At 70.5% G+C, this 14,702-nt stretch carries 10 protein-coding genes; 6 read left to right on the forward strand and 4 right to left on the reverse strand.

All coding sequences use genetic code 11. From position 1 onward, the window contains the following. Positions 1 to 8: 8 nt before the first annotated feature. Both ABZS69_RS41455 and ABZS69_RS41460 read right to left on the reverse strand, forming a co-directional pair. Complete coding sequence (locus ABZS69_RS41455) at positions 9 to 1,259, reverse strand: enolase C-terminal domain-like protein (protein WP_355382021.1); 1,251 nt, start codon at positions 1,257 to 1,259, stop codon at positions 9 to 11. 8 nt (positions 1,260 to 1,267) lie between these two features. Beyond that, entirely contained in the window at positions 1,268 to 2,119 is an 852-nt protein-coding gene (locus ABZS69_RS41460; protein WP_355382023.1) for an NAD(P)-dependent oxidoreductase, read from the reverse strand. Between the two features lie 280 nt (positions 2,120 to 2,399). Here ABZS69_RS41460 and ABZS69_RS41465 point away from each other — a divergent pair, with 280 nt between their 5' ends. The 6 genes from ABZS69_RS41465 (at position 2,400) to ABZS69_RS41490 (ending at position 12,140) form a co-directional block, all read left to right on the forward strand. Next, entirely contained in the window at positions 2,400 to 5,180 is a 2,781-nt protein-coding gene (locus ABZS69_RS41465) for a carbohydrate-binding protein (RefSeq protein ID WP_355382025.1), read from the forward strand. Positions 5,181 to 5,189: 9 nt separating this feature from the next. Continuing rightward, positions 5,190 to 7,790: a ThuA domain-containing protein gene (locus ABZS69_RS41470; protein WP_355382027.1), complete on the forward strand. Its 2,601-nt coding sequence runs from the start codon at positions 5,190 to 5,192 to the stop codon at positions 7,788 to 7,790. 356 nt (positions 7,791 to 8,146) lie between these two features. Next, a complete protein-coding gene (locus ABZS69_RS41475) occupies positions 8,147 to 9,871 on the forward strand; it encodes a discoidin domain-containing protein (RefSeq protein ID WP_355382029.1) in 1,725 nt (574 codons plus the stop codon). Next, positions 9,868 to 10,716, forward strand: coding sequence for a DUF1996 domain-containing protein (locus tag ABZS69_RS41480; protein WP_355382031.1), 849 nt, complete (start codon positions 9,868 to 9,870; stop codon positions 10,714 to 10,716). The genes ABZS69_RS41475 and ABZS69_RS41480 overlap by 4 nt, the downstream gene beginning before the upstream one ends. A gap of 83 nt (positions 10,717 to 10,799) precedes the next feature. Beyond that, positions 10,800 to 11,360, forward strand: coding sequence for a DUF305 domain-containing protein (locus ABZS69_RS41485; RefSeq protein ID WP_355382033.1), 561 nt, complete (start codon positions 10,800 to 10,802; stop codon positions 11,358 to 11,360). Between the two features lie 42 nt (positions 11,361 to 11,402). Then, a complete protein-coding gene (locus ABZS69_RS41490) occupies positions 11,403 to 12,140 on the forward strand; it encodes a VOC family protein (RefSeq protein WP_355382035.1) in 738 nt (245 codons plus the stop codon). A gap of 68 nt (positions 12,141 to 12,208) precedes the next feature. Here the strand turns inward: ABZS69_RS41490 and ABZS69_RS41495 are convergent, their stop codons facing one another. Beyond that, the gene (locus ABZS69_RS41495) at positions 12,209 to 13,021 is read right to left on the reverse strand and encodes a hypothetical protein (protein WP_355382037.1); all 813 of its coding nucleotides are present in this window, start codon (positions 13,019 to 13,021) and stop codon (positions 12,209 to 12,211) included. A gap of 619 nt (positions 13,022 to 13,640) precedes the next feature. Next, positions 13,641 to 14,624 carry an agmatinase gene (gene speB / locus ABZS69_RS41500; protein ID WP_355382039.1) on the reverse strand — a complete coding sequence of 328 codons (984 nt, stop codon included), beginning with the start codon at positions 14,622 to 14,624 and terminating at the stop codon, positions 13,641 to 13,643. Between the last annotated feature and the right edge of the window lie 78 nt (positions 14,625 to 14,702).

The raw sequence follows: 14,702 nt of genomic DNA on the forward strand, positions 1-14,702 counted from the left end.
CTTTTATCTCAGGGCGCCTCCAGCCCCCCGTCGGGCCTGCGCACCCGGGCGGCCCACCGCTCGTGCTGGTGGGTGACCGGCGGGTGCTTCGCCGCCTGTTTCTCGTCCAGGTCGACGCCCCAGCCGGGTGCGTCATCCGGATAGAGGTAGCCCTGGCTCGGGTTGATCGTGCCGGGGAACGTCTCCAGGACCGCGTCGGGGTAGACGTGGCCCTCCTGGATCTGGAAGGCCGACGTGGTCACGTCGAGCGCGAGGTTGGCCGCCGCCCCGACCGGCGAGACGTCCGCGGGCGCGTGCCACGCCGTGCCGACGCCCGTCAGCTCGCACATCGCCACCAGCTTGCGCGCCGGGGTGAGACCGCCGATCGAGGAGACGTGCAGGCGGAGCAGGTCCACGCCGCCCAGCTTGACGACCCGGGCCGCGTCGGTGACGGAGCCGAGCTGCTCGCCCGCCGCGATCGGCATCGGCGCCGCCTGCCGCACCTCCGGAAGGCGGTCGTAGAACTCCGGCGCGATGGGGTCCTCCAGGAAGAACAGCCGGTACGGCTCCAGCGCCCGCGCCAGCCCGATCGCCTGCTTGGGAGCGAGCCTGGAGTGCACGTCGTGCATGAGGCCCGGCTCCTCCCCGAGCTCCTCCCGGGCACGCTCGAACAGCTTGGGGGTGTCACGCAGGTACCGCTGGACGTCCCAGCCGTCCGGGTACGGCTGCCCGGGGTAGCCGCCCGGCGTGCCGGGGGCGCCGTAGTGCCCCAGACCGGGCGCCCCGGTCTGGAGCCGGACGTTGCGGTAGCCCGCGGCCAGGATCGCCTGAGCGTGCTCGATCGTCTCCTCGACGGTGGCCCCGGCCGCGTGCAGGTAGGTGTCGGCCGCGGCGCGGACCCTGCCGCCGAGCAGCTCGTACACCGGCATGCCCGCGCGCTTGCCGGCGATGTCCCACAGCGCCATGTCCACGCCGGACAGCGCGTTGTTCAGGACCGGCCCGTCGCGCCAGTACGACGACAGGTGGATCATCCGGGTGATGTCCTCGATGTCGGCCGGGTGGCGGCCCACGAGCATCGGCGCCACATGCCGCTCGACGGCGGCGGCCACGGCGTGGCAGCGCTGGGTGAAGGTGGCGCAGCCCAGGCCGTACAGGCCGGGCTCGCTGGTCTCGACCTTCACCACGACCAGCGGCGGCCCCTCGGGCGCGGTGACGATGGGGCGGACCCGCGTGATGCGGAGCCGGTCGCGGGCGGGCCAGGGCGCCTGGGTCTCTCGCATCGGGCTCGTCACGGCAGCACGTGCCTCGCGGTGAAGCCGAGCACCCGCTCGGCGGCGCGCAGGTCGAGCGGCACGGTGCGGTCGGGCAGCGGCGCCCGCCGCTCGCTGTCGGGGTGGAACACGTCCAGCAGCTCCTCGGTCGGATCGGACATGAGCGTGTTGGGCGCGGCGACGGTCACCACGTGGTGGCCCTCGATCGGCCGCGTGAGCGCCAGCCAGGCGGCCCGCGCGGCGTCTCGTACGTCCAGGTAGCTCCACAGCTCCCTGGCGCCCGCCGCCCGGTCGACGGCCCACTCCTCGGCGGTGTGCTGGAGCTTGTCCTCCGGCCCGCCCAGCCGGGGGAAGCGCAGCGCGACGGTGGTCATGCCGTGCCTGCGGCTCATCATCGCCGCCGTGAGCTCGTCGGCCTGCTTGGACAGCGCGTACGGGTCCTCGACCTGCAGCGGGATCTGCTCGTCGACGGGCACGTAGGCCGGGTGGAGTACTTTGTCCGCCCAGGCCAGCCCCAGGGCCGACATGCTGCTGGCGATGGCGGCGCGCCGCACTCCCGCCCGGCCGGCCTCCTCCAGCACCACGAACGTGGCCCTGGTGTTGCCGCAGAACACCTCCTCCGGCGTGCCGAGCATGGGCGCCGGGAGCGCGGCGAGGTGGATCACGGCGTCCACGCCGTCCAGCGCCCGCCTGACCACCTCCGGATCACCCGCGCTGCCCACCACCATGCGATCGGCGGGCAGGCCGCCGGGGTCGCGCAGGTCCAGCCCGGTCGCCGCCACCTGACGGCGTGCGAGGAGATCGAGGGTGGCCAGGCCAACGCTTCCTGCCGCCCCCGTCACCAGCACCCGCCGCGGAAAGTCGGTCATGTACTCTCCACATGTGCAAATCGATTTGTGATCCGCAGCATGCCGTTCGGCCGCCCTGGTGTCAAGATGGGTTTAGCGACTGTAAGTTTCGTCCGCAGCGAATTTGCGCATGTCAGTCGATATCTTGCGGGTTTTCGTCGCTTGTCACCGTTCACTGACTGAACGTGGAGCTTCTTGACAGGCTCCTTACCACGAGATAAGTCTTCACAAAACGTCAAGCGCAATGTGAGCACGCGCCTCCAACCTCCCTGACGTCCCCCGGTCAGGAAAGGAACCCCCCATGTCTGCGTGGTCCAAGCTCCTCGTCGCGGCGTCGCTGGTGCTCACCAGCGCGGCGGCGCTGGACATCCCACCCGGCGACTATCAGCAGGTCCAGCTGGCCCTCGGGCCGGCCGAACTCGGCGAGCCCATGTCGCTCGCGGTCCTGCCCGACAGGTCGGTGCTGCACACCGCCCGCGACGGCACGGTCCGCCTCACCGACGCCTCCGGCGCGACGAAGGTGGCGGGCAAGCTCGACGTCTACACCCACGACGAGGAAGGGCTGCAGGGCATCGCCGTCGATCCCGGCTTCGCCAGCAACCGCTTCGTCTACCTGTACTACTCGCCCAAGCTGAACACCCCGGGCGGGGACGCCCCCGTGACCGGCACCGAGGCCGACTTCGCGCCCTGGAAAGGTCACCTGAACCTGTCGCGCTTCACGCTGAAGGCGGACGGCACCCTCGATCTGGCCGGTGAGAAGGTCGTGCTGGAGGTGCCCAACGACCGCGGCCAGTGCTGTCACGTGGGCGGTGACATCGACTTCGACGCCGCCGGCAACCTCTATCTCACCACCGGCGACGACACCAACCCGTTCGAGTCCAGTGGCTTCTCGCCGCTCGACGAGCGTACCGACCGCAACCCGCAGTTCGACGCGCAGCGTTCCTCGGGCAACACCAACGACCTGCGCGGCAAGCTGCTGCGCATCAAGCCGCAGGCGGACGGGACCTACACCGTCCCGGCGGGCAACCTCTTCCCGCCCGGCACGGCCAGGACCCGGCCCGAGATCTACGCCATGGGCTTCCGCAACCCCTTCCGCATGTCGGTCGACAAGCAGACGGGCACCGTCTACCTGGGCGACTACGGCCCGGACGCGGGCGCCGCCGACGCCAACCGGGGCCCCGGCGGGCAGGTGGAGTTCGACCGCATCACCGGCCCGGGCAACTACGGCTGGCCGTACTGCACCGGCACCAACACCGCCGCCGAGACCTACAACGAGTACACCTTCCCCAGCGGCCCCTCCGCGGCCAGGTACAACTGCGCGGGCGGACCGGCGAACAACTCCTTCCGCAACACCGGGCTCGCCACGCTGCCGGCCGCCAAGCCGAGCTGGATCAAGTACGGCGACGCGGGCTCGCCGCCCGAGTTCGGCGGCGGCTCCGAGTCGCCCATGGGCGGCGACGTCTACCGCTACGACGCGAGCTCGACCTCGTCGGTCAAGTTCCCGCAGTCGCTCGACGGCCGCTATTTCGCCATGGAGTTCGGCCGCCAGTGGATCAAGGCGATCGAGGTCAAGGGCGACGGCACCCCCGGCGTGATCGAGGACTTCCCGTGGGACGGCACGCAGATCATCGACTCGAAGTTCGGCCCCGACGGCGCCCTGTACGTGCTGGACTACGGCACGGGCGGCGGCAACCAGGCGCTCTACCGGATCGAATATCTCGGCGGCGCCAACCGCAACCCCGTCGCCAGGGCCGCGGCCGACAAGACCTCAGGGAAGGCGCCGCTGGCCGTGGCCTTCTCCTCGGCCGGCAGCTCCGACCCCGAGGGCGGCGCGCTCACCTACGCGTGGGACTTCGGCGACGGCGCCACCTCCACGCAGGCGAACCCGTCGCACACCTACAGCGCCAACGGCACCTTCCGGCCGACCCTGACCGTACGTGACCCGCAGGGCCTGACCGGGACCGCCAGCCTGGTGATCACGGTCGGCAACACCGCGCCCACGGTGACGCTGACGACCCCGGCCGACGGACAGCTCTTCTCCTACGGTCAGGCCGTGCCCTTCAAGGTCACCGTCACCGACCCCGAGGACGGCACGGTGGACTGCGCCGGCGTCAAGGTGACGTACCTGGTGGGACACGACAGCCACACCCACGCGATCACCTCGAAGAACGGCTGCGAGGGATCGATCACCATCCCGGTCGACGGCGAGCACGACGCGGCGGCCAACCTCTACGGCGTCTTCGACGCCGAGTACACCGACAAGGGCGGGCTGACCGGCCACAGCCTGCGCACGCTGCAGCCGGTGCACCGCCAGGCCGAGCACTTCGGCGCCCAGCAGGGCATCCAGGTCGCCAACCACGGCGGGGCCGAGGGCGCGGCGACGGTCGGCTTCACCGACAACGGCGACTGGATCTCCTTCGAGCCCTACGTGCTGGCCGGAGCCACGAGGCTGACCGCCCGGGTCTCCTCCGGCGGCCCCGGCGGCACGATCGAGGTGCGATCCGGCTCATCGACCGGCACCCTGCTCGGCACGCTCACCGTGGCCAACACCGGAGGCTGGGACACCTTCACCGACGTCTCCGCCGCGCTGGGCAACGCCCCCGGCGGCACGACGAAGCTGTTCCTGGTCTTCAAGGGCGTGTCGGGACAGGGCAACCTGTTCGATGTGGACGCCTTCACCTTCACCACCGGATCGGCGCCGAGCACCACCGCCGAGGGCGAGTCCCACACCTCCGGCTCCGGCGTGCAGGCCGCGGCCCACGCGCCGGCGAGCGGCGGCCAGACGCTCGGCTTCATCGAGAACGGCGACTGGGCGGGCTACTCGAACGTCGACACGGCGGGCGCCAAGACCTTCTCCGCCCGCGTGTCGTCGGCCGGGGCGGGCGGCACGATCCAGGTCCGCTCGGGGTCGGCCACCGGCACCTTGCTCGGCTCCGTGACCGTGCCGGTCACCGGCGGGTGGGAGAACTTCCAGAACGTCACCACCACGCTGACCGGCTCCGCCGCCGGACCGCTCTTCCTGGTCTTCACCGGCGGCGGCGGCTACCTCTTCGACATCGACACCTTGACGATCACCAGGTAGGGGAAGGCGATGATCCACAAACTTCTGAGCCTCGTGCTCGCGGCGGCGAGCCTGACCGCCCCCTCCGCGGACCCGGCCTACCAAGTGCTGGTCTTCTCCAAGACCGCGGGGTTCCGCCACGACTCGATCCCGGCCGGCATCCAGGCCATCCGCGATCTCGGCGCGGCGAACAACTTCACCGTGACCGCCACCGAGGACGGCGCCGCGTTCACCGGCGCCAACCTGGCCGGCTACAAGGCCGTCGTCTTCCTCAACACCACCGGCGACGTGCTCAACGACACCCAGCAGGCGGCCTTCCAGTCCTACGTCGACGCGGGCGGCGGGTACCTGGGCGTCCACGCCGCCGCCGACACCGAATACGACTGGCCGTACTACGAGAAGCTGGCCGGCGCCTGGTTCAAGGGCCACCCCGCCATCCAGCAGGCCACCGTGCGCACCGAGAACCGCGCGCACCCCGCGACCGCCCACCTCGGTCCGACCTGGACGCGTACCGACGAGTGGTACAACTACCGCACCAACCCCCGCCCCTCGGTACGCGTGCTGCAGAGCCTCGACGAAAGCAGCTACAGCGGCGGCGACATGGGCGACCACCCCATCACCTGGTGCCACCCGCAGGGCCAGGGGCGCGCGTTCTACACCGGCCTCGGCCACACCATCGAGTCGTACGCCGACCCCGCCTTCCGCAACGAGCTCCTCGGCGGCATCAGGTACGCGGCCGGGGTCGCCAAGGCGGACTGCCGGCCGGAGACCGGCTACACCACGCTGTACAACGGCTCCACCGGCGGCTGGTCCCAGGCCGGCCCGGGCAGCTTCGCCAACGCCGACGCCACCCTGAGCTCGCAGGGCGGGATGGGCCTGCTGTGGTACGGCACCAAGGAGTTCGGCTCCTACTCGCTGAAGCTGGACTGGAAGCTGACCGGCGACAGCAACTCCGGGGTCTTCGTCGGCTTCCCAGCCTCCGCCGATCCGCAGTCGGCCGTCGACAACGGCTACGAGGTGCAGATCGACGCCACCGACACCGCGGACCGCACCACCGGGGCGATCTACGGCTTCAAGGCCGCCGACCAGGCCGCCCGCGACGCGGCGCTGAACCCGCCCGGCGAGTGGAACACCTACGAGCTGCTGGTGGAGGGCGAGCGCCTGCAGGTCCTGCTGAACGGCGTGAAGATCAACGACTTCACCAACGCCGACCCGCGGCGCTCGCTGCGCCAGGGCTACGTCGGGATCCAGAACCACGGCGCCTCCGACCAGGCCGCCTTCCGCAACATCCGGATCAAGGAGCTGGGCGGCGGCGGACCCGTCACCGTCGAGGGCGAGTCCTACACCTCCAGTTCGGGGGTGCAGGTCGCGGCCCACGCGCCGGCGAGCGGCGGCCAGACGCTCGGCTACGTCGACAACGGCGACTGGGCGGGCTACTCCCAGGTCAGCACCGCGGGCGCCACCCGGTTCAGCGCCCGCATCTCCTCGGGCGGGGCGGGCGGCACGATCCAGGTCCGCTCGGGCTCGGCCACCGGCACCCTGCTCGGCTCGGTCTCCGTACCGTCCACCGGCGGGTGGGAGAACTTCCAGAACGTCTCGACCACGCTGACCGGCTCCGGCGCCGGGCCGCTCTTCCTGGTCTTCACCGGCGGCAGCGGCAACCTGTTCGACGTCGACACCCTCACCCTGGAGAGCTCGACCAGCGGAGGCACGCCGCTGTCGGACAAGGTGCACGTCTTCTACTACCCCTGGTACGGCTCACCGCAGGTCAGTGGCGGCTGGCGGCACTGGCCGCAGGGCGGGCACACCCCGCCCGACGACATCGGCGCGGACTTCTACCCCGCGCTGGGCGCGTACGACTCCGGAGACTTCGCCGGCACGGTGGCCCAGCACATGAAGTGGATCAAACAGGCGGGCACCGGGGTGCTGGTGCTCAGCTGGTGGGGCCGCGGCAGCTACGAGGACAACCTCGCCAGAGGGATCATGGACGCGGCGGCGAAGGAAGGGCTCAAGGTGGCCTGGCACCTGGAGCCGTACTCCGGCCGGACCGCCGCCTCGACCGTGGACGACATCCGCTACATCAACCAGACCTACGGGTCGCATCCGGCCTTCCGCAACGCCTTCTACGTCTTCGAGAGCCTGCGCATCACCGACTGGTCCGCCCTGAGCCAGGTCAACCAGAACAACGTCATCCTGGCCCAGACCACCGACACCACGAAGATCGCGAACTTCAACGGCATGTACACCTACGACGCGATCGCCGGCGCCACCGCGCCCGGCTGGCAGCAGGCCGCCGACTACGCCCGCCAGCGCGGGCTGGTGTGGGCCCCGTCGGTGGGCCCCGGCTACCTCGACGACCGCGCGGTGCCGGGCAACACCACGCCCACCCTCGCCCGGGACAACGGAGCCACCTACGACAAGGAGTGGTCCAACGCCCTGCAGACCAGGCCCACGTGGGTGTCCATCACGTCCTTCAACGAGTGGCACGAGGGCAGCGTGATCGAGCCCGCGGTCGCGCGGTCGGGCTACCAGAGCTACGAGGGCGCCTACGGACGCACCGGCGCCCCGGCCCAGACCGCCTATCTGGACCGCACCGCGTACTGGGTCGGCCAGTTCGCGGCAGCCGGCTGACCGCGGACGCCGGCCGGTCCTGACCCGGCAGGAACGAGGGCCCGCCCGGGATCCGGGCGGGCCCTGACCGCGCGCGGCCCCTCGTGAGAGAGCGCTCCCTCGCGGGGGTGCGGCCCGGCGGCGACGGCTGTCAAGAAGGCCGATTTTCGCGACCGGGGGCCGTCCTTTCGTGGGTGCGCGCGTCCTCCCAGCTCACATGCGATTCGCCTGCCCCAGCCCCGCGTAGAGAGCGCTCTCTAACGTGACGACGGCGTTTCGCCGATATTAACCGAGACCTTGACAGCAATAGGAGACGCGCGCACTCTCCATCTGAGAGAGCGCTCCCCGAACCAATTCCCGACTTTGACGGAGACGTCGTGAGTCCACCCCCCAATCCGAGTCTGCGACGCCTCGGGACACTCGTCGCCCTCATGATCACGCTGTCGCTGACGGCGGTCCTGCCCGCGACCGCCGCCGCGGACCCGCTCCTGTCCCAGGGCAAGACCGCCACCGCCTCCTCCGCCGAGAACGTGGCCTTCCCCGCCTCGGCGGCCGTCGACGGCGACCCCGGCACCCGCTGGTCCAGCGCCTTCTCCGACCCCCAGTGGATCCAGGTCGACCTCGGCGCCGCCGCGTCCATCAGCCAGGTGCAGCTGAGCTGGGAGGCCGCGTACGCCACCGCCTTCCAGGTGCAGGTGTCGGCCGACGGCACGTCCTGGACCACCGTCCACTCCACGACCACCGGCACCGGCGGCGACCAGACGCTGAACGTGTCGGGCAACGGCCGGTACGTCCGCGTCCACGGCACCCAGCGCGCCACCCAGTACGGTTACAGCCTCTGGGAGTTCAAGGTCTACGGGACCTCAGGCGGCCCGGGCGGCGGCGAGCGGCTGCTGTCGTACAACAAGCCCGGCGTGGCCTCCAGCTCCCAGAACGACGGCAACTGCTGGGAGTGCACCCCGGCCAGGGCGTTCGACCTCGATCCCGCCAGCAGGTGGGCCACCAGCGCCACCACCGGCTGGGTCGACCCCGGCTGGATCTACGTCGACCTGGGCGCGACCGCGCAGCTCAGCAAGGTCGTCCTGCAGTGGGACCCGGCCTACGCCACGTCGTACCAGATCCAGGTGTCGCCCGACGCGAACACCTGGACGACCGTCTACAGCACCACCACCGGCACCGGCTTCAAGCAGACGCTGAACGTCAGCGGCTCGGGCCGCTACGTCCGGATGTACGGCACGACGCGGGCCGGCCCCTACGGCTACAGCCTGTGGGAGTTCCAGGTATACGGCACCGGCGGCGACCCCGTCGATCCGCCCGCCCCGCCGAAGGACCCGGCCAACCCGCCGGCCCTGGTGTGGAGCGACGAGTTCAACGGCCCGGCCGGCGGCAAGCCCGACGCCGCCAAGTGGCGCGCCGACCCGGGCACCGGGCCGAACAACGAGCTGGAGTACTACACCAACCACGACAACGCCTCCATGGACGGCCAGGGACACCTGGTCATGGAGGCGCGCAAGCAGGCCACGCCGGGCACGACCTGCCCGACGGACCCGCTGACCGGCAGCGGCACCTGCCAGTACACCTCGGCCAGGATGAACACCGGCACGAAGTTCCACTTCACGTACGGCCGGGTCGAGGCCAGGATCAAGGTGCCCAAGGGCAACGGGTTCTGGCCGGCGTTCTGGATGATGGGGGCCGACTTCCTGACCGGGCGGCCGTGGCCGTACAACGGCGAGGTCGACATCATGGAGGTCCTCGGCAAGGACGTGAAGACGTCCTACTCGACCGTGCACGCGCCCGCGTACAACGGCGGTGGAGGCATCGGCTCGCCCTACACCCTGCCGAACGGCGCGGACTTCTCCGACGACTTCCATGTCTGGGCCGCGAACTGGGACAGCAAGGGCATCGTGTACACGCTCGACGGCAGGACGGTGTTCACGCTGAGCAAGGACCAGGTGGAGCAGACGCGCGGCCCGTGGGTCTTCGACCACCCGTTCTACATCATCCTCAACCTGGCGATCGGCGGTGACTGGCCGGGGCCGCCCGACGCCGCCACGCCGTTCCCCTCCCGCATGCTCGTCGACTACGTGAGGGTCTACCAATGACAACCAGGAAAACCACACTGCTCGCGCTGTTATCCCTGCTGATCGGCATGGTCGCCGTCGCGCCGCGCCCGGCCGAGGCCCGGGTGATCAAGGTGGCGGAGTTCCTCGCGGACTGCCCGTTCAGCCACCGGCTGCCGGACGACCCGATCGTCTTCCCGGGGCTGCCCGGCGCCTCGCACATGCACAGCTTCTTCGGCAGCCGCGTCACGAACGCCTACACGCAGCTCTCCGACCTGCAGAACGGCGCCACGAACTGCAACCCGGCCGTCGACAGGTCCTCGTACTGGGTGCCGACCTTCTACCGGGACGGCGCTGCGGTCGAGCCGGCCATCGTCACCTTCTACTACCTGGGCGAAGGGGTGCGTGACGACGTCATCGCCACGACTCAGCCGCTGCCGCTGGGGCTGCGGATCGTGGCGGGCAACGCCAAGGCGACCGGCCCCGACGGCTCGTCGACCTCCCGGTGGTCGTGCCTGCACGCCGGTGAGGTGCCCCCGTCGAAGGACTTCGTCAACTGCCCGTCGGGGACGATGCTGGAGTCGTACCTGGACTTCCCGCAGTGCTGGAACGGGCGTGATCTGGACTCGGCCGACCACAAGAGCCACATGGCCTATCCGGTGGCCGGCGCCTGCCCCGGCACGCATCCCGTACCCGTGCCGAAGCTGCGGCAGGTGATCCGGTACCCGGTGAGCGGCGACCCGTCGCACTTCCGGCTGGCGTCGGGGGGCGGGTTCACGATGCACGGCGACTTCTTCAACGCCTGGCCGGCCGCGGAGATGGAGCGCCGGGTGCGTGACTGCATCCGTCCGATCGTCAAGTGCGGCGCCGACGGGCGTCCGGTGTAAGCGCGGCGCCGACGGGCGCCCGGTGTAATCCGCTGCCCGGGCGGGCCTTCCGGTCCGCCCGGGCCCGACCAGGTGGGACGCCGGTGGTACGGGTCTTCGTGTTCCTGCTGTTGTCCGTCCTGCTGCTCGGGTGCGCCCCGGCTCCTGAGCAGCCCGAGAAGGGGTTCAACGCCACCGACGTGGCCTGGCTGCAACTCGCCGACGCCCTGCACACCCGCGCGCTGCCGCTGCTCGGGCTCGTTCGCGGGCGCTCCGGCAGCCGGGCGCTCGCGGACCTGGCCGCGCGGCTCGGCAGAAAGCACGAGGACGAACGGGTCCGGCTGCGCGCCCTGCTCGCCCGGGCGCGCGTCACCGGTGAGAACCCGCATGCGCAGCACGACATGCCGGGCATGCCCACGGCCGACGCCCTCCGTACGCTGACCGGCCTGCGGGACGACGCCTTCGACCGGCGGTTCGTCGCGTTGTTCCGTGCGTACCTGGACCAGCTCGTGCTGGTGGCCAAGGGCGAGCAGCGCTCGGGCCGCGCGCCCGAGGCCCGCGAGCTGGCGGCCGCGATGGAGCGCGACCACGCCGCCGACCTCGCCGAGCTGGAAAAAGCCGGCGGCCCGGCCGCGACCGGATCGGGCCGGCCGGGCGCCGGCTGAATGCGGACAGTGCCTCATCTACCTGGCCATATGATCAGCGGCATGGCATTGAGACTCGTTCAGGTGAACTTCAAGGCCCGGGATGACGCGGCGCTCGGCCGGTTCTGGGCGGAGGCGCTCGGTTGGGGGGTTTCCAGCGAGGGACCCGGCGTGACCAACCTTGAGCCCGAGGGGTTCGTCTGGCCGGACCCCGCCGGCTTCTACATCGACATGGTGACCGTCCCGGACCCCGAAACGGTGAAGTACCGCGCGCACCTCGAACTCGCGACCGCCTCTGCGGCCCATCAGGCCGAGTTGGTCGCGCGGCTGAAGGAGCTCGGCGCCACACCCGCCGATGTTGGTCAGGGCGACGTTCCGTGGACGGCTCTGACCGACCCGGAGGGCAACGTGTTCCGCGTGCTGGAGCCTCGGGAGATCTACCGGGACACCGGGCCGATCGCCGCGGTGGTGGTCGACTGCGCGGACCCGCGGGCCCTGGCCCGGTTCTGGGGCGAGGCGGTGGACCTGACCCTGCACGAGGTGAGCGGCGATCACGCGCTGCTGCGCTCCGCCGAGGGCGTCGGATCGTATCTGGAGCTTCGCCGCACGTCCGACGTGACGACCGTGCGGAATCGCGTCCATCTCGACCTGCTGCCGTACCCGGTCGACGACAAGGAGGCGGAGGTGGCCCGGCTGCGGGCGCTGGGCGCCACCAGCGCCGACGTCGGCCAGGGCGAGGTGCCGTGGACGGTGCTCGCCGACCCGGAGGGCAACGAGTTCTGCGTCCTCGGCAGGGGCTGACGCGGAGCTTGTGCTTTGTGCTTGACTACGGCACGCCACCGTCGTGGCGTGCCGATCGTCGTTCCGCGCTACTGGGCCTGCTGGTCGTACAGGCCGTCCATCATCCGCAGGAGCGGCGCGGGGTACGAGCCCTCACCCTCGTCGCTGAACTGCCCCCCGTACGAGGCTTGCCAGTCGCCGGTTGAGGTGTTCCGGATGGAGGTGTGGGTCAGCGTGCCACCCTCCGTGTTGTAGCTGTACAGGCCCCAATGGTGGGCGGTGCGGTCGTTGGTCCCCGACTTGGCGCTGACGGTGTCGTCGGTCTCTGAGGCGAGGAAGGTGTAGTCCGTGCCCATCTGGGACTGCGGCTGCTTGCCCAGCCAGCTGAGGAAGCCGCTGCCCGGACGCATGTCGCTGCACTGCTCATGGGTGATGGCGCACGCGGTCACCACCGCGCTGCCGATGCCCTGGTGTGGTGTGGCCAACGTGACCATGTCCTCGATGTACAGGAACGGGGGCCAGTCTCTGGGCCACGTGGTCGCGCCGAGGTTGTTCCGGTCGACCGTCAGCCCGCTCATGTCGGGTGGCGTCTTGCCCACGCCGTACCTGTTGACGCCTTCGATGGCTGCCTTCGCGACCAGGCCGCCCATGGAGTGCGTCACGACGTCGATCGCCACGTCCTTGCTGGAGTACAGGTAGTAGACGGTCCACGCGAACTGGCGGCCGACCTCCTGGATGCGGGTGTCGGTGGTTCCCTGGAGCCTGAGGTCGCAGTTGGTGGCCTTGTTGTAGTAGCCGAAGGTGACGACGTCGCCCCAGCCATTGGCGTTCAGCAGATTCCTGGCGCTGTTCCACGCGCCGGTGCAGCTGATGTCGGCCTCGCGGTCGAAGCCGTGGACCATGACGGTGACGCGGTGTCCGTTAGTGCGTGCGGGTGCGGCTGACGCTGCCGGTGCGGTGGCGACCAGGGTGGCCGCGACTATGGCCCCGATTAAGGACAGGGCAAAACCGGATCTGGCTAATTTGGGCATCCACGGTCTCCGTTTCCGTTAGGCCGGAGGCAGAGTAACCCGCAGACGATCATTCTGTGAATCAGTTGAACAATTGGCTCCAGGCGCTCGTGCCGGCTCGCGACCGAGCAGGCGCGGGGCCCGGGATGACGTGCCTTCCGGAGTCATGGCGAGGTCGGTGCCGTCGCACGGCTCGGCCTGGTCCGAGGACAGGCCCGGCGCGGACGCGCTCACACTCCGGTGCCGCTGGTCCCACCCGCAGGTCAGGCGGGTCAGGCGGGTCGCCGCGCAGGCCGGTTCGTATGGGCACCGCCGAGTCTGGAAGGCAGTTCGTTCGCGAGGTCCTCGCGGGCTTGTGGCGGGTACGGCGCGGCGTTCCTGAGCGCCAGACCTGCCGTGGCGACGGAGCGCGGAGAAAGCCCGCCGCCACGGCAGCAGTTGAACGGGCTGCGAGGCACCCGCGCGACCACGTCCGTGTTCGAGCGGATACCGCTCCGGGATCTCGGGACGACTACCTTCCCCGGGCGACCATGGCCAGGAGGTCGAACGTGAGGCCGGCGGCGGCCAGTGCGGTGATCTGAGCGTGGTCGTAGGCGGGTGAGACCTCGACGACATCCGCACCGACGATGTCGAGGTCCGCGAGGCAGTACAGCAGCAGCTGAAGCTCCCGGGTGCTCAGCCCGCCGGGCTCAGGGGTGCCGGTCGCGGGCGCATGGGCGGGATCGAGCACGTCGATGTCGATGCTGATGTAGACCGGCCGATCAGCCACTCTCTCCCGGAGCCGGTCGGCGGCGTGCTCGATGCCGCGCCGCACGACGTCGAGTGTGGAGATCGTCGCGAATCCCAGCTCCCTGTCGTTCTCCAGATCCTTGGCGGCCGGCGTGGTATGGCGGATGCCCACATGGGCGCAGTGGTTCACCGCCAGCAGTCCCTCCTCGGTGGCCCGGCGGAACGGAGTGCCGTGAGTGAGCCGCGCACCGAACACGTTGTCCCAGGTGTCGAGGTGGGCGTCGAAGTGGATGAGTGCCACGGGGCCGTGGTGCCGATGGGCGGCTCGCAGCATCGGGAGGGCGACGGTGTGGTCGCCGCCCAGAGTGATGATCCGGTCAGCACGTCGATACAGCCGCTGAGCGGCGGACTCGATCTGACTCACCGCCTCGGCGATGTCGAAGGGAGTCGCGCCGACGTCACCGGCGTCGGCGACCTGCAACCTCGACCACGGCTCGATCTCGAGCCCGAGGTGGTACGGCCTCAGGAGTTTGGAGCCGGCGCGAATGGCCTCCGGGCCGAATCGTGCGCCTGGCCGGTAGGTGGTACCGGCATCGAACGGCACGCCGAAGATCGCGACGTCGGCCCGGGAGACCTCGTCGAGCCGCGGCAGGCGGGCGAACGTGGAGGGCCCCGCGAAACGCGGGAGCCGCGTGATGGAATCGGGCGGTCCGACGATCCCTGTGTCGCCGGACTCCGCGAGCTCGTCGCTCTCAACGCTCGACAAGGCGATTCTCCCTCCAAGGTGACCGGCCCCCGTCTTCTGGGCCTCACAGTAGTGAGAGCTCTCTCCCGGGCATTCGGT

This window comes from Nonomuraea sp. NPDC005650 (assembly GCF_040605375.1).
Lineage (GTDB): Bacteria > Actinomycetota > Actinomycetes > Streptosporangiales > Streptosporangiaceae > Nonomuraea.